Source organism: Micromonospora zhanjiangensis, assembly GCF_042650605.1.
GTDB lineage: Bacteria > Actinomycetota > Actinomycetes > Mycobacteriales > Micromonosporaceae > Micromonospora_J > Micromonospora_J zhanjiangensis.
Genome location: NZ_JBHSBN010000002.1, coordinates 428,604 through 444,229, shown reverse-complemented (window position 1 = coordinate 444,229; position 15,626 = coordinate 428,604). Strand labels below are relative to the sequence as shown.

Genomic DNA, 15,626 nt, shown 5'->3' with positions numbered 1-15,626 from the left:
GTCGCGACCGCCAAACGCCGGTCCCCGGCCGGCCGGCCGCCGGTTGCGCAAACCCTTCCGGTACGGAAAGCTCGCCGCCATCCCTCGTCCCGTCCCGCGGAAGGGAGCCGCCGTGCGAGCCGATCCCCGGACCGGACCGGACATCGCCTACCGGGGTTTCCGGACGGCGGCGCAGTTCGGCACCGGCTCGACGCGCGGCGGCGCGCCGACCGCCGCCGGCCTGGCCATGTCGGCGCCGACCGCCGAGCGGATGTACACCGACCCGCACACCGGCCGGGCCGGCCGGTACGAGTCGGCGAGCTGGACCTCGCCCGAGGTCCGCCCCGGCTTCGCCGCCACCGAGGTCATCCCGTCCTGGACGGCGGACACCCCGGGCGGCAGTTGGGTGGAGATCGAGCTGCGCGGGCGTACCGGGGCCGGCGCGCTGACCGGGTGGTACACCCTGGCCCGGTGGGCGGGCGACGACGCGGTGATCCGGCGTACCACGGTGCCGGCGCAGGCCGACGCCGACGGTTCGGTGGACGCCGACACCCTCACCGCCCGACCCGACCGCCCGTGGAGCGGGTGGTGGCTGCGGTGCACCCTGCACCGGCCGGTCGGCAGCGCGGACGTACCGGTGTTGCGGTCGATCGGTGCGGTGGCCTCCCGCGACGCGGCGGCGCCCGGCGCGGCGCCGGCCGGGCCGGCGCGGACCCGCCCCGACGGCGGCACCGGGGGCCCGCGCCCCGGGCGGGGGGTGACGCTGGCGGTGCCGGCGTTCTCCCAGGACGTGCACGACGGGCACCACCCGCGCTGGGACGGCGGCGGCCGGTCCTGGTGCAGCCCGACCTCGACGGCGATGGTGCTGGCCTACTGGGGCACCGGGCCGGGCCCCGACGAGTGCGCCTGGGTCGGCCCGGACGACCCGCGCCCGTGCGTCGACCACGCCGCCCGGCAGTGCTTCGACTACGCCTACGCGGGAGCCGGCAACTGGTCGTTCAACACCGCCTACGCCGGCCGGTACGGGCTGGACGCGTTCGTCACCCGGCTGCGCTCGCTGGCCGAGGCGGAACGGTTCATCGCGGCCGGCATCCCGCTGGTGGTGTCCGCCTCCTACCGCAGGGGTCAGGTGCCGGGGCTGGACTACGACACCACCGGGCACCTGATGGTGCTCGTCGGTTTCACCCCGGCCGGCGATCCGGTGCTGAACGACCCGAAGTCGCCGGCCGACGCGGCGGTGCGCAAGGCGGTGGACCGGGCCCGGTTCGAGTCGGTGTGGCTGTCCTCCCGGGGCGGCCTGGCGTACGTGATCCGGCCCGGCACCACCCCGCTGCCGCCAGCCCCGGCACAGGCCAACTGGTAGGTCGGGCCCGGTCAGGCGGGTTGGCGCCACACGCCGATCGAGCCGTCGTAGCGGCGGCAGACCACCACACCCGGGCCGCGGACGCAGTCCCGGGAGGCGCCGCGCAGCAGGCCGAACGGCCGGCTCGCGCCGGTGGCCGGGTCCAGCTCGGCCAGCCAGGCACCGTCCGGCAGGTAGCGGACGCCGAGCAGCCGGGAATCGCCCTCCGGGGGCTGCGGCAGGTCCCAGCCGTCCAGCCGGCTGGTGACCCGGCCCGAACCGGCGTCCACCGCCGCCTTCGATCCCCGTTCGCCCGCTCCGGGCGTCTCCTGGGCGGCGATCAGGTAGCCGCCCACCGACCAGTACGGCTGCCAGTCCGCGAGTTCCCACAGCGGCCGACCGGTCCGCCGGTCGACGGCGCGGATCGTGATCGGCGGCGGGCTCCCCAGGCAGATGACCGGCCCGCAGTCCGACGGCCATCCCCCGCCGGCGTTGCCCGACAGGTCGAGCTCCCACCGCCGGTCGAGCCGGTCCAGTCCGTACGCGGCCTGGCCGCCCCGGCCGTCGGACACCAGCAGCAGGTCCCCGAGCACCTCGATCCCCCAGCTCGGCCCGGATTCCCCCCTCGCCGGCCGGGGCAGGTCGGCGGCGGCCAGCACCGCCCCGGTGTCGGTCGACCGTCGCTCGACCCGCCCGGACGGCAGCCCCACCACCAGGTCCACGGCCCGATCGCGCCGGACGCCCACGGACCAGATCGCCTCGGGCGGAAGTCGGTACGACCACCGCTCGGCCCCGGTCCGTGCCGCCACCGACCGGAACCGCAGACCGCCGTCCGCCCCGTCCATCAGCAGGAGGTCACCACCGGCGGTGAAGGCCGCGTCCCCCAGCGGCCCCCACCAGGTCTCCGTACCGGTCCCGACGGTCAACGCCACCGCGTCGGCCTCCCCCGACGGCGAGTTGACCGGTGGGTCCGCGGTGACCAACACCACCTCGTGGGTGATGCCGACCAGCCGGACGGTGCCGGGCAACGGGCGGCTGAGGGTGGTCCGCCACAACGGGGCGGCGTCCGGCAGCCGGTAGGCCGCCACCGTCGTCGACCGCTCGGCGGAGACTCCGGGCGGCTCGACCACCAGCAGCCGGCCCTCGGCCAGCGCGATCGCCGCGCCGGGGGCAGCGTCGATCCCGGCCAGCGGCACCGGCCGGGGCGCGGGGGCCGCCCCCGCGACGGTGCCGAGCAGCAGCGCCAGCACCGCGGCCGAGCCCCACCGGCGCAGCCCACGCCGGCGGACCGCCGGCGGCGGTGGCTCGACCGGCTCCGCACCGTACGCCTCGCCGAGCTCGATGATCGTCACCACGCACCTCCTGACCCGCGGCGCCGGTGTGGTTGGCGGCCGGGTCAGCCCCGCAGGGGACGGGTCACCCGGTACGGGAAGCCGGAAACGGCCCGCCTGTACGATGGCGCGTCGTGGCTGTACCGGTCGTAACAAATCAGTCCGACGCCGACCCCGACCCCGGCGCCGACGAGCCCGGGACCCGGGGGCGGTTCCGCCCGCCCCCACGCGCCGACCTCCTGGCCATCGGAGCGTACGTCCTGTTGGGCGTTTTCGTGTGCGCCAATTACTGGGTCGACGTCCAGCACCGGGTCTCCTCGCACCTGCCGACCGACCACAGCTGGTTCGAGTGGCTGTTCGCGCACGGCGCCTACTCGGTACGCCACCTGGAGAACCCGCTCTTCACCCTGCGGCAGAACGTGCCGAACGGCGTGAACATGATCGCCAACACGTCGCTGTTGGGTGTCACCCTGCCGATGGCGCCGATCACCATGCTGTTCGGCCCGCAGGTGTCCTACACGCTGTACCTGGGTGCCGCGCTGGCGGCCACCGCCGGCACCTCGTACTGGGTGCTGTCCCGGTACCTGGTCCGCTCGCGGGGGGCCGCCTTCGTCGGCGGGGCGTTCCTCGGCTTCGCGCCGGGGATCATCCACCACGCCAACGGTCAGCCCAACTTCGCCTCCAACTTCCTGCTGCCGCTGATCGTGGCCCGGGTGACCCGGCTGGGCCTGCCCGACCGGCGTTGGTGGCGCGACGGCGTGGTGCTGGGCCTGCTGGTGACGTACCAGATCTTCATCAACGAGGAGATGCTGCTGCTCACCGCGCTGGCCTGCCTGGTGCTGGTGCTGGCGTACGCGGTGCAGCGGTGGTCGGACGCGGTGGCCCGGTCGCGCCGGTTCCTGCTCTCCCTCGGGGTGGGCGGCGCGCTGACCGGGGTGCTCGCGGCGTACCCGATCTGGTTCCAGTTCGACGGTCCGCAGTCGTACCGCGGCCTGCAGGGTGGGGTGTTCCACAACTGGGGCGAGGACCTGGCCGCCTTCGTCACGTTCGCCCGGGACACCGTCGCGGGCAGCCCGGAGGTGGAGAAGACCATCGGGCTCACCGAGCAGAACACCTGGTTCGGCTGGCCACTGGTGATCCTGGTGCTGCTGGTGGCCGTACTGCTGTGGCGGGTGTCGCTGGCCGCGCGGATCGCGACGGTGCTGGCGGTGGTCTTCACCCTCGCCGCGCTCGGCCCGCAGGTGCGGCTGAACGCCGAGGACACCGGGGCGCACGGCGTGTGGCACTACCTCTCGGACGACCTGCCGCTGGTCGAGATGATGATGCCCACCCGACTCAGCCTGATCGTGGTCGGCGCGGTCGGCGTGCTGGTCGCCCTGGCCTGGGAACAGGCCAGGCTGCGCGCGGAGACGCGGCCCGCGCTCCGGTTCCCGGCGTACGCGCTGATCGCGCTCGCGCTGCTGCCGCTGTTCCCCCGGCCGCTGCCCGCCGAGCACGTCGACCTGCCGCCGCACTTCATCATGTCCGGCGGCTGGCGCCCGTACGTGCCGGCCGGTCGGACCCTCGTCCCGGTGCCGACCCCCAGCAACGTGCACGGCCTGCCGACGCTGCGCTGGAGCGCGCTGACGCTGCAGGAGTTCCCCGTCCCGGGCGGCTACTTCATCGGCCCCAGCCCGACCGGCGAGGGGATCTTCGGCGCGGCCCCCCGACCGACCAGCGGCCTGGTCTACGCGGCGATGGACAAGAACCAGGTGCCGCGGATCACGGACGAGAACCGCCGGCAGGCGGTGGAGGACCTCAGGTACTGGCGGGCCTCGGTGGTGGTGCTGGGCGCCCACCCGCAGGAGGCGCTGCTGCGGGACACCGTGACCGGTCTGCTGGGCCAGCCGCAGCGGGTCGACGACGTCTGGCTCTGGGACGTCCGTTCGCTGGTCAGCTAGCCGTCGACCACGCTGGTGGGCTAGCCGTCGACCAGCGGGCGGACGTCCCAGACCCAGGCCCCGGAGATCATCCGACCGGGTCCGAGCAGCGCGTCCAGGGTCTCCTTGACGGCGGTGCCGTAGGTCAGGCCGCCCTGCACGACGATGGCGGCCCGCCAGTGGCGCAGGTCCTCGACGGCCTGCCGGCGGTCGGCGTCGGTGACCGGTTGGGTGGTGCCCGTACCGGCCGCCCGTTCCAGCAGCAGCGAGGTCGGCCGGTCCGGCGAGCTCCAGCGGGCGGCGAGGTCCCGCTCGCCCCGGGGGCCGATGAAGTAACCGCCGGGCGCGGTGAAGGCCAGCCCGGTCTGCGCCGACCAGTACATCCCGACGGTGGCCTCACTGCCGGAGATCGGCGGCACCGGCACCAGGGTCCGGCCCGGTGGGACGTACGACCGCCACTCGCCGGTGGCCACGAAGTCCGGCACCGGCCAGACCGGCTTCGCCCGGATGGGGGTCGGCAGCAGCGGCAGCAGGGCGGCCAGCAGCGCCCCGGTCCAGAGCAGTCGGACCGGCGCCGGCCCGCCGCGCGGCTGGGCCACCACCCGGTCGGTGGCCAGGGCCAACAGGACGGCGATGACCGGGACGCAGACCAGCGGGAACCGGGCCGGCACCGCCAGGTCGATCAGCGGCAGGTCAGCCACCAACCGGTACGGGCCGGGCAAGTCGGTCAGCCGGCCGTTGAACCGGATCCGCGGGCCGAGCGAGAGCACCGCGAACACCACGCCGCACACCGCCAGCGCCCGGACCATCGGCCGGCGCCACAGCCAGACCGTCACCACCGCGCAGAGCACGAGCAGGCCGAGCCCGAAGAAGGAGTTCTCCTCGGTCATGTTCGGCGACAGGTGCCCCGGCACGGCGTCGTGCCCGGTGATCGACATCCGGGCCATCGCGCTGAACGAGGAGAGGTCCAGCACGTACGAGCTGGGTTCGAACGGCAGCCCGCGGTAGTGGCCCGGGCCGAAAAACTGGAACCACACCGGGTACGCCAACAGCGCGCCCGCGGTCAGCGCGCCGACCCCGAGCCGGCCCAGGAACGGCACCGCCAACCGACGGGCGGCGGCCCGGTCCGCGACCGCGTACGCCACGGTGAACAGGCCGGCCGCCAGCACCAGGAAGACCAGCACCTCCTCGCCGATGAACACCTGGTAGGCGACCAGCACGCCGAGCAGGACGCCGCGGCGGACCGGCCGCCCGGCGGCGGGGGTGAAAACCACCGCGAGGATGACCGGCACCAGGAACTGGGCGATCATGTGCAGGTGGCCGCAGGCCTGGGCGATCATGCCGGGCGCGAACCCGCAGAACAGCCCGCCGAGGGCGGCGGCGACCCGGGAGCGGACCAGCCGGCGGGCGAGGAACAGGTACCACGCGGTCGCGGTGCCGGCCAGCGAGCCGACCAGGATCACCAGGAACGTGACCTGCGGCCCGAAGGCCAGGGTGACCGGCGCGAGCGGGATGCCCAGGCCGAGCACCGAGGTGTTCGCCATCAGGTTGAGCCCGTCGGGCGCGCCCAGGTGGTCGCTGTAGAGCGGATTCTCCAGGTGGGTGACCGCCCGCGCCGCGCGGGCCAGCATCCACTGGAAGAGCATCTGGTCGTTGTCGGCGTAGACCATCCGGTTCGGCTGCCACCAGAGCCGGTGGCTGAGCAGCACGGCGAACAGCAGGTACCCGGCCGGCACCAGCACGTCGACCGGCCCGGGTCGGCCCCACCGGCGCCGCCCCGCCCCGGCGCCGTCGGACACCCCGTCGGTCCCGTCGGTCCCGTCGGGCCCGGTCGGTCCGCGCGGGGCGTCGGACGCGGGCGGGGCGTCGTCCGGCGCGGGCGCCTTCCCGGGTACGACCGGAGTGGCCGGCGCGTCGGCGGCGGCCGACCCGTCCATCAGCTCGTGCCGCCGGTGAGGGCCCGGACGTCCCACACCCACACGTCGGAGACCCGTTGCGGCGGACCGGCGAACTGCTCGACGGTACGCCGCAGCGCCTCGGCGTTGTGTTCCTTGAGCGGCAGCACCAGGATCGCCGCCCGCCAGTAGCGCAGCTCGTCCAGGGCGCGGCGGCGTTCCCGATCGGTCAGGGTGCCGCTGCGGCCGGTGCTCGCGACGTCGGCGAGCAGATCGCCCACGCCGCTGGGCCGGCCGCCGAACCGGCCCGGGTCGCCGGTGTTGCCGTTGCGCGGGGCCAGGAAGTATCCGCCCGGGATCCGGAAGCTCAGCTCGGTCACCGCGGCCCAGCGCATCCCGTTGGTGTGTCCCATGTCGGGCACCGGGATCGGCACCACGGTCTGGCCGTCGTGGACGTAGCGCTCCCACTGGCCGGAGGTGATGAACTTCGGCGGCGCCGGCCGGTAGCCCACCCGCAGCGGGACCGGGAAGATCGGGATCAGGGCGACCGCCAGCCCGGCCGCGACCAGCCGGCGGACCGTCCGCGGCCGGGCCACCGGCAGGGTCCAGGCCCGGTCCACGGCCTTGGCCAGCAGCAGACCGATCGTCACGGTCGTGATCAGGCCGAACCGGGTCGGCACCACCGCGTCCAGCAGCGGCGCCCGGACCAGCAGGTCCCACGGACCCCAGACCGCGCCGCGGTTCCAGTACGACACCTGCTCGCCGAGGGACAGCACGGCGAAGAACAGCCCGGTGGCGGCCAGCGCGCGGACGACCAGGTCCCGGCGCAGCCACCAGACGATGCCGATGGACAGCAGCATCAGTCCCCAGCCGAAGAACGCGTTCTCCTCGGAGTAGTTCGGGGCCAGGTCGGCGTTGCCGCGCTCGTTGCCACCCAGCGTCGCCGATCCGGGGTTGAAGAAGGCGGCCACGTCGTTGCCGTAGTTCCGCACCGTGTCGCTCAGGCCGTGGTAGGCGCCCGGCCCGACGAACTGGGTGTACAGCGGGTACGCCAGCAGCGCCGCCGTGACGACCCCGCAGACCAGCACCCCGACGCCCACCGGTCGCCAGGCCGCCGACCACCGGCCGGGCTCCTGGACCAGTACGGCGATCAGGAAGACACCGCAGGCGAGCGCGGTGAACAGCAGGATCTCCTCGTTGATGAACGCCTGGTAGGTGACCAGCAGGGCGAGCACCAGGCCGTCCCGTACCGGCCGGGTGGAGCGGGTCAACATGATCACCCGCCAGACGATGAACGGCAGGAGGAACTGCGAAATGATGTTCGGGTGCCAGTTGGCGTGCGACAGCATCGCCGGTGAGAAGCCGAGGAACCAGCCGCCCACCACGGCGGCGAACGGGGTCCGGACCACGTGCCGGGACAGCACCCAGTACCAGGCGAACGCGGTCCCCGCCAGGGCCAGCGTCACCAGCAGCACGAACGAGACGGCCGGCCCGAACAGCAGGGTCACCGGCACCATCGGGATGCCCAGCCCGAGGATCGCGGTGTTCGCCATCAGGTTGACGCCGTCCGGGTAGTTCAACCGGTCGGTGAAGAACGGGAACTCCCCGTGCAGCACCACCCGCACCGAGTGCGCCAGGAAGTACTGCACCTGGGCCGGGTCGCTGCTGTAGAGCCGGGCCACCCGGCCGGCCGGGTTCAGCCAGATCTGGCTGGTCACCCAGACGGCGGCGAGCAGGAAGCAGCCGAGGACGGTCAGGTCCCGGCGTCGGGTGGGCCAGCGGCGGGGACGCGGCGCCGGCCCGTCGGCCGCGGTGGCCGGCTCGGCGGGTCGGCGGTCCGGCTCGGCCGGCTCGTCGAGGATCCGCCCGGTCGGCTCGTCGGCCGGCTCGGCCACCGACACCTGCGTCGTCCTTCCGTCGATGGCCACGGACCCGCGGGACCCGGGTTCCTTCGGGTCCGACGTGGTTTCGAGACGGGGCTCGGCAGGCGTCACAGTCGGCGGAGTCTACCCGAGCACCGGTCGGGGGCCGGAATCACCGCTCCGCGCGTGGTCGTGCGGTCGCACCATACCGGGAGCTTACCGAGGCGCCGCCCGCCATCCGGCGCGAATTGCGTACGATGTGGCTTCCGCAGCGCCGGGCGGCGAGGAGCCGGGCAGAGAGCAGGGGGCACAGACGTGGGTTCGAACGGCCGTCGTGGCCTGCTCGGCGCGGCGCTGGTGCTGGCGGTGCTCGTCGGCGGCTGCGGCAAGATCCCCCAGCAGCAGCCGGCGACGATCCGGGCCGGGTACGACACCCTGGACGGCCAACTGAGGGTCTGGCCGGCGCGGGGCGGGCTGGCGGCGGATCCACAAGCGACCGCGGCGGTCGGCCGGGTCGTCGGGCAGTGGCGCACCCCGGTCGACGACCGGGCCTACCTGCCGGCCTCCGGGATCCTCTGGCTCGGTGAGGCGGGTGGTTCCCGGCTGGCCCTGGTCGCCGCCGACGTGCCCGGCAACGGGGCGTCCTGGCTGCTGCAACTCGCCGGTCAGGGCACTGACCTGCGGGTCGTCCACGCGACCGAGTACACCGACCCGGGTTACCTCGTCTACTCCGACGTGCTGCCGGTCCAACTGGCCGACGGGCGGCACTACCTGACCTCGGCCCGGGTGGACCGGCTGCTCGGCCCGACCGGGCAGCCGTTGCCGGTCACCGACGGGCTGACCGGGCCGGTGGCCGTACCGGCCTGCTCGCCCGTCACGCTGACCGCGTCGCTGCGGGCCACCACGTCGCTGCCACAGGGCGTGCCGGCGCAGCGGGTGGTCGACCTCGGCACCGGCACCCGGGATCCGCGCTACCCGCTGGTCGGCGACGACGCCAACACCGCCACGAAGGCGCTGGCCGGGCTGGACACCTGCGCGCTGGCCGGCGACGACGGGCCGTTCGGCAGCATCGACCGGCGCATCGTCGGCAAGCTCGCGCCGGGCATGCCGCCCGCGTCCTGGCCCATCGACCGGGTCGCCGCCCGGGAACTGGGCACGGTGACGCTGGGCGCGGCACCGGCGGCCGAGCTGAGCGAGCTCACCTGGCGCACCGAGTCCGGGGTGATGACCGCGGTGGTGCTGCGGGCACCCGGGGCGGCCCCGCTGATGTCCCGGACGGACCGGGTCAACATGCTCCAGGTCTACCAGCTGACGGTCGGCGGCCAGGCGTACGCGGTGCTGGTCTGGCGGCCCGCACCGGACAGCGACCTGTCGCTGCCGCCCGGCACCACGCCGGTGATCGACCGGCCCGGCCTCGTGGTGATCCACAAGCCGGACCCCACTCAGACGATCAGCCTGGCCACGCCGGACAAGACGTACTTCCGCTCGGTCGACCAGGAGCGCTGAGGCGGACCACGCCGGCCCGGCGCCGACCGGACCACGCCGGCCCACCGACACGACGCCCGTGCCGGGCGTACCCCCCTCCAGGGGTGGCCCGGCGCGGGCGTCGACAGGTTCGCGGGTTCAGCTCTGTCGGGAGCCGCGCCGGGCGCGGTCGTCGTCGACGGTCAGCCGGACCTGCTCGATCGGCTCCTCGTCGAGCCGGGAGACCCAGCCGGTGATGTCCCGGGCCACGTCCTGCGCGGTCAGTCCCAGGTCGGCCAGGATCTGCGCCCGGGTGCCGTGCGGGTGCCAGGCCGCCGGCACGCCGAGGTCGCGCAGCGGGACCCGCAGGTCCGCGTCGCGGATCGCCTTGGCCACCGCGTCACCGACCCCGCCGGTGCGTACGCCGTCCTCGACGGTGACCACCAGCCGGTGCTCGGCGGCGAGTTCGACCAGTTCGGCCGGGACCGGCCGGACCCAGCGCGGGTCGACCACGGTCACGCCGTAGCCCTGCTCGGCGACCCGGTTGGCCACCTCCATGCCGAGCTGCCCGAACGCGCCGACCGCCACCAGCAGCACGTCGGTCCGCGCCGACTCGGCCAGCACGTCCACCGGGCCGACCCGACGGACCGCCGGCAGGTCGGCGGCCACCGAGCCGGTCGGGAACCGGACGATGGTCGGCCCGTCGTCGACCGCGATCGCCTCGCGCAACTCCTCGCGCAGGGTGGCGGCGTCCCGGGGCGCCGCGATCCGCAGACCGGGTACGGCGCCGAAGACGGACATGTCCCAGATGCCGTAGTGGCTCGGTCCGTCCGGTCCGGTGACGCCGGCCCGGTCCAGCACGAAGGTGACCGGCAGCTTGTGCATGGCCACGTCGAGCAGCACCTGGTCGAAGGCGCGGTTGAGGAACGTCGCGTAGACCGCCACCACCGGGTGCAGCCCGCCGAGCGCCAGGCCGGCGGCCGAGGTCGCGGCGTGCTGCTCGGCGATGCCGACGTCGTAGACCCGCTTCGGATGCTTACGGGCCAGCGCGGCGATGCCGGTGGGCTCGGCCATCGCGGCGGTGATCCCGACCACGTCCGGCCGCTCGTCGGCGATCTTGACCAGCTCGTCGGAGAAGACGTGCGTCCACTTCACCGAGGGGGCGGCCAGCAGCTTGCCGGTCTCGGCGTCGAACGCACCGCCCGGTCCGTGCAGGCAGTCGGCCTCGTCCTCCTCGGCCGGCCGGTAGCCGTAGCCCTTCCGGGTGACCGCGTGCACGATCACCGGGCCGCCGAAGTTCTTGGCGGCGCGCAGGGCGGACTCGACGGCCTCCAGGTCGTGCCCGTCGACCGGGCCGACGTACTTGATGCCCAGGTCCTCGAACATGGCCTGCGGGGCGACCGCGTCCTTGATGCCCTTCTTGACCGCGTGCAGCACCTCGTACATCGGCCGGCCGACCAGCGGGGTCGACCCGAGGGCGTCCTTGACCACGTCGAGGACCTTCTCGTAGCCGGGATTGAGCCGCAGCGAGGAGAGGTGGTCGGCCAGCCCGCCGATGGTCGGCGCGTACGACCGGCCGTTGTCGTTGACCACGATGACCAGCGGGTTGCCGGCGGTGGCGATGTTGTTGAGCGCCTCCCAGCACATCCCCCCGGTGAGCGCGCCGTCACCGACGACCGCCACCACGCTGCGCTGCTCGCCGCGCAGGGCGTACGCCTTGGCCAGGCCGTCGGCGTAGGAGAGCGCGGTCGAGGCGTGCGAGTTCTCGATCAGGTCGTGCTCGCTCTCGGCCTGGCTGGGGTAGCCGGACAGGCCGCCGCGCTGGCGCAGCGAGTCGAAGCCCTCCTGCCGACCGGTGATCATCTTGTGCACGTACGCCTGGTGCCCGGTGTCGAACAGGAACCGGTCCCGGGGGGAGTCGAACACCCGGTGCATGGCCAGTGTGAGTTCGACGACTCCGAGGTTGGGCCCGAGGTGGCCGCCGGTGCGGGAGACCTTCGCGACCAGGAAGTCGCGGATCTCCGCGCCGAGGATCTGCAGTTGCCCGGCGTTCATCCGCTTGACGTCCCGGGGGCCGCGGACCGTACCGAGCAGCGGACCGTCGATAGCCGAATCCTCTTCAACACTCATGACCGCAGAGTCTATCCGGGTTGCCCGCGCCCGCAGCCGGGGCTCGGCCGATCTTCACCAACCTCGCACAACCCTCGGCAGGCCGTCCGGCCAGGGAACCGGCGGCCGGGCCGGCCGGCGGGCGGGTTCCCGGCGCCCACCCGCCGGCCCCCGTCGCGGTGCCCGGCGCACCGGCTTCACCGGGCCGCCGGACGCCGTCGCGGGGCCCGGCGCACCGGCTTCACCGGGCCGACGGGACCAGCAGGCCGACGCACTCCACGTGCTGGGTCATCGGGAACAGGTCGTGCCCGCGGACGGCCGCCAGCCGCCAGCCGCACTCGCGGAAGGTCCGCACGTCCCGGGCGAAGGCCGCCGGGTCGCAGGCCACGTACCCGACCGCCCGGGCGCCGGAGCCGGCCACCGCCCGGGTGACGTCCCGGCCGGCGCCGGTACGCGGCGGGTCCAGCACCACCAGGTCGACCGGACCGGTGATCCGCCGGCGGGCCAGGGCGGTCTCCACCCGGGCCGCCACCACCTCCACCTGGGGCAGGTCGCGCAGGTTGTCCCGGGCCGCGGCCACGCCCGCCGGCGCCGACTCGACGAGGGTGATCCGGCTGCCGGTGCCGACCCGGGCGGCCAGCGCCGCCGCGAACAGGCCGGCCCCGCCGTACAGGTCCCAGGCGGACTCCCCCGGGGCCGGTTCGAGCAGCTCCAGCACCGTCCGGACCAGGGCGTCCGCGGCCGCCGGGTGCACCTGCCAGAAGGTGTCGGCGGGCAGCCGCCACTGTCGGCCGGCGGCCACCTCACGGACGGTTTCCGGACCCCGTACGGTCGTCGTCCCCGCACCGGTGACGGTCCGTACGGTGACGTCGCCGCCGGTCGAGGCGACCGTCTCCACCGCGTCGGCCTCCGGCCAGCGCGGGCCGGCCGGCGGCAGCACCGGCAGCTCCTGGAGGGCCGGGACGGCGATCAGGCAGCGGTCGATCGGCACCACCTCGTGCGACCGGTGCTTGAGCAGCCCGGGCCGGCCGGCCGCGTCGACCGCGTAGCGGACCCGGGACCGCCAGCCCAGCGGCCCGCCGGGCAGGGCCGTCACCCGTACGTCGAGCCGGTCGACCTCCTCGGCGATGAGCCCGCCGAGCCGGAGCAACTGCTCGCGCAGCACGGCGGTCTTCCAGTCCAGCTGGGCGGCCGGCGCGACGTGCTGCAGGTCGCACCCGCCGCACCGGTCCGGGCCGGCGTACGGGCAGGGCGGGGTGACCCGGTCGGCGGCCGGTTCGACGATCTCGATCGCGTCGGCCCGCAGGAAGCCCCGGTGCACCTCGGTGATCTCGGCCACCACCCGTTCGCCGGGCAGCGCGTGCCGGACGAACACCACCTGGCCGTCCAGCCGGGCGACGCAGTGCCCGCCGTGCGCCACCGCTCCCACGGTCAGCTCGACCCGGTCCGCCTCGCCGGGGATCGCGCCCGCGGCGGTCTCCGCCACGCTCGCCGACCTGGCGCTCGTCGACCCGGCGCTCGGCAACCCGGCGCTCGTCGACCCGGCGCCGGCCGGTTCCGGGCGGCTCATCGGTCCGACGCCGGCTGGTCGTCGGCGTCGCCGGTGGCGGCGTCCACGCCGGCCTGCTTCCGGATCTGCTCCGGCGTCGGCGGCGGCGGCGCGAGCAGGCCGCCGAGCATGGCGCCGCGCGGGCCGCGGGCCGGGCCGCGGGTCAGCGTGGCGTCGAACCGGTCCAGGTTCTTGGTGGCGGTCGACTCGAGCTGCCAGGGCACGCTGGTGACCATCACCCCCGGCTCGAACAGCAGCCGTCCCTTCAGCCGCAGCGCGCTCTGGTTGTGCAACAGGTTCTCCCACCACTTGCCGACCACGTACTCGGGGATGAAGACCGTGACCACGTCCCGGGGCGAGTTCCGGCGGGCCGAGGCCACGAAGTCCAGGATCGGCCGGGTGATCTCCCGGTACGGCGAGTCGACCACGGTCAGCGGCACCGGGATCCCCCGCCGTTCCCATTCCTGCTGCAGCTTGCGGGTGTCCTTCTCGTCCACGTTCACGGTCACCGCGGTCAGCGTGTCCGGCCGGGTCGCCGTGGCGTACGCGATGGCCCGCATGGTCGGCTGGTGCACCTTGCTGACCAGCACGATCGCGTGGTTACGGGCGGGCAGCACGGGCCGGCCCTCGTCGGCCGGGGCGAGTTCCCGGGCCACCGTGTCGTAGTGCCGGCGGATGCCCAGCATCAGCGCGTACGCGATGCCCATGGCGACGATCGCGATCCAGGCACCCAGCGCGAACTTGGTGATCAGCACGATCACCAGCACCACCCCGGTGAGCACCATGCCGAACGCGTTGATCGCCCGGGACCGGATCATTCGGCTGCGCGTCCCGGCGTCCCGCTCGGACCGCAGCAGCCGGTTCCAGTGCCGGATCATGCCCGCCTGGGACAGGGTGAACGAGACGAAGACGCCGACGATGTAGAGGTTCACCAGCCGGGTCACCTCGGCCTGGTAGGCCACGATCAGCACGCCGGCGAAGACGGCCAGCGCGACGATTCCGTTCGAGAAGGCCAACCGGTCGCCGCGGGTGTGCAGTTGCCGAGGCAGGTAGCGGTCCTGGGCGAGGATCGACCCGAGCACCGGGAAACCGTTGAACGCCGTGTTCGCGGCGAGGAACAGGATCAGCGCCGTCATACCGGCGACCACGTAGAGCAGCACCGAACCGGAGCCGAAGACGGTCTCGCCGAGCTGGGTCGTGACCGTCTTCTGGACGTAGCCCGCCGGTCCGTCGACGATCTGGGCGCTGCTCTCCACGAACTGCAGGTGGGTGAGCCGGGCCAGCGTGACGATGCCGACCAGCATGCTGATCGCGACGACGCCGAGCAGCAGCAGGGTGGTGGCGGCGTTGCGGCTCTTCGGCGGCTTGAAGGCCGGCACCCCGTTCGAGATCGCCTCCACGCCGGTCAGCGCGGCGCACCCGGACGAGAACGTCCGTAGTAGCAGGAACACCAGGGCGGCGCCGGTGACGTTGTGCTCGGCGCGGATCTCCAGGCCGGCGCTCGGTGCCAACAGGTGGTCGCCGAGCACGAAGATCCGGATCAGCCCGGTGACGATCATCCCGAGGATCACGATCATGAACCCGTAGGTGGGGATGGCGAAGGCCGTACCCGACTCCCGCAGGCCACGCAGGTTGGCGGCGGTCAGCAGGGCCACCGCCGTGAGCGCCACCCCGACCTTGTGCTCGGCCACCCAGGGCAGCACCGAACCCAGGTTGGCCACCCCGGAACTGGTGGAGACCGCCACGGTGAGGATGTAGTCGACCAGCAGCGCGCTGGCCACCCCCACCCCGAACCGCGGACCGAGGTTGACCGTCGCCACCTCGTAGTCGCCACCGCCGGACGGGTAGGCGTGCACGTTCTGTCGGTAGCTGGCGACCACGGTGAGCATCACCACCACCACGGCGAGCGCCACCCAGGGCGAGAACAGGAACGCCGAGGCACCCGCGATGGAGAGGGTCAGCAGAATCTCGTCCGGCGCGTACGCGACACTGGAGAGCGCGTCGGAGGCGAACACCGGCAGCGCGATCCGCTTCGACAGCAGGGTGTGCTGAAGGCGATCGGACCGGAACGGACGACCGACCAGCAATCGCTTCAGCAGTGAGGTGGGACTTGCCACAAGCGCCAAGGGTACGGCCGGGTCGCCCGGCCGCGCGGCCGGGAGGCTGATCACTCCCG

Annotated in this window: 9 protein-coding genes; 3 read left to right on the top strand and 6 right to left on the bottom strand. The window is 74.0% G+C overall.

Going from position 1 to position 15,626, the window contains the following annotated elements; all coding sequences use genetic code 11:
* Positions 1-112: 112 nt before the first annotated feature.
* On the top strand, positions 113-1,342 hold the full coding sequence (locus ACFOX0_RS05135) for a C39 family peptidase (RefSeq protein ID WP_377542350.1): 1,230 nt from the start codon (positions 113-115) through the stop codon (positions 1,340-1,342).
* 11 nt (positions 1,343-1,353) lie between these two features.
* On the opposite strand, the gene ACFOX0_RS05130 is transcribed toward ACFOX0_RS05135, so the two are convergent.
* On the bottom strand, positions 1,354-2,673 hold the full coding sequence (locus ACFOX0_RS05130) for an outer membrane protein assembly factor BamB family protein (protein WP_377542348.1): 1,320 nt from the start codon (positions 2,671-2,673) through the stop codon (positions 1,354-1,356).
* Positions 2,674-2,786: 113 nt separating this feature from the next.
* Between ACFOX0_RS05130 and ACFOX0_RS05125 the strand changes: the two genes are divergently transcribed.
* Entirely contained in the window at positions 2,787-4,592 is a 1,806-nt protein-coding gene (locus tag ACFOX0_RS05125; RefSeq protein ID WP_377542347.1) for a hypothetical protein, read from the top strand.
* A 20-nt stretch (positions 4,593-4,612) separates the two neighbouring features.
* Here the strand turns inward: ACFOX0_RS05125 and ACFOX0_RS05120 are convergent, their stop codons facing one another.
* Positions 4,613-6,508: a hypothetical protein gene (locus ACFOX0_RS05120; RefSeq protein ID WP_377542346.1), complete on the bottom strand. Its 1,896-nt coding sequence runs from the start codon at positions 6,506-6,508 to the stop codon at positions 4,613-4,615.
* Positions 6,508-8,328: a hypothetical protein gene (locus ACFOX0_RS05115; protein ID WP_377542533.1), complete on the bottom strand. Its 1,821-nt coding sequence runs from the start codon at positions 8,326-8,328 to the stop codon at positions 6,508-6,510. Before ACFOX0_RS05115 ends, ACFOX0_RS05120 begins: the two co-directional genes overlap by 1 nt.
* A 315-nt stretch (positions 8,329-8,643) precedes the next feature.
* Here ACFOX0_RS05115 and ACFOX0_RS05110 point away from each other — a divergent pair, with 315 nt between their 5' ends.
* Positions 8,644-9,834 (top strand): hypothetical protein, encoded by a 1,191-nt coding sequence (locus tag ACFOX0_RS05110; protein ID WP_377542345.1) that lies wholly within the window; start codon positions 8,644-8,646, stop codon positions 9,832-9,834.
* Between the two features lie 117 nt (positions 9,835-9,951).
* On the opposite strand, the gene dxs is transcribed toward ACFOX0_RS05110, so the two are convergent.
* The 3 genes from dxs to ACFOX0_RS05095 all read right to left on the bottom strand — a co-directional run bounded on the left by dxs (position 9,952) and on the right by ACFOX0_RS05095 (position 15,567).
* Entirely contained in the window at positions 9,952-11,922 is a 1,971-nt protein-coding gene (gene dxs, locus ACFOX0_RS05105) for a 1-deoxy-D-xylulose-5-phosphate synthase (protein WP_377542344.1), read from the bottom strand.
* Between the two features lie 220 nt (positions 11,923-12,142).
* Positions 12,143-13,387: a class I SAM-dependent RNA methyltransferase gene (locus ACFOX0_RS05100; RefSeq protein WP_377542343.1), complete on the bottom strand. Its 1,245-nt coding sequence runs from the start codon at positions 13,385-13,387 to the stop codon at positions 12,143-12,145.
* 80 nt (positions 13,388-13,467) lie between these two features.
* Entirely contained in the window at positions 13,468-15,567 is a 2,100-nt protein-coding gene (locus tag ACFOX0_RS05095; RefSeq protein ID WP_377542341.1) for an APC family permease, read from the bottom strand.
* Between the last annotated feature and the right edge of the window lie 59 nt (positions 15,568-15,626).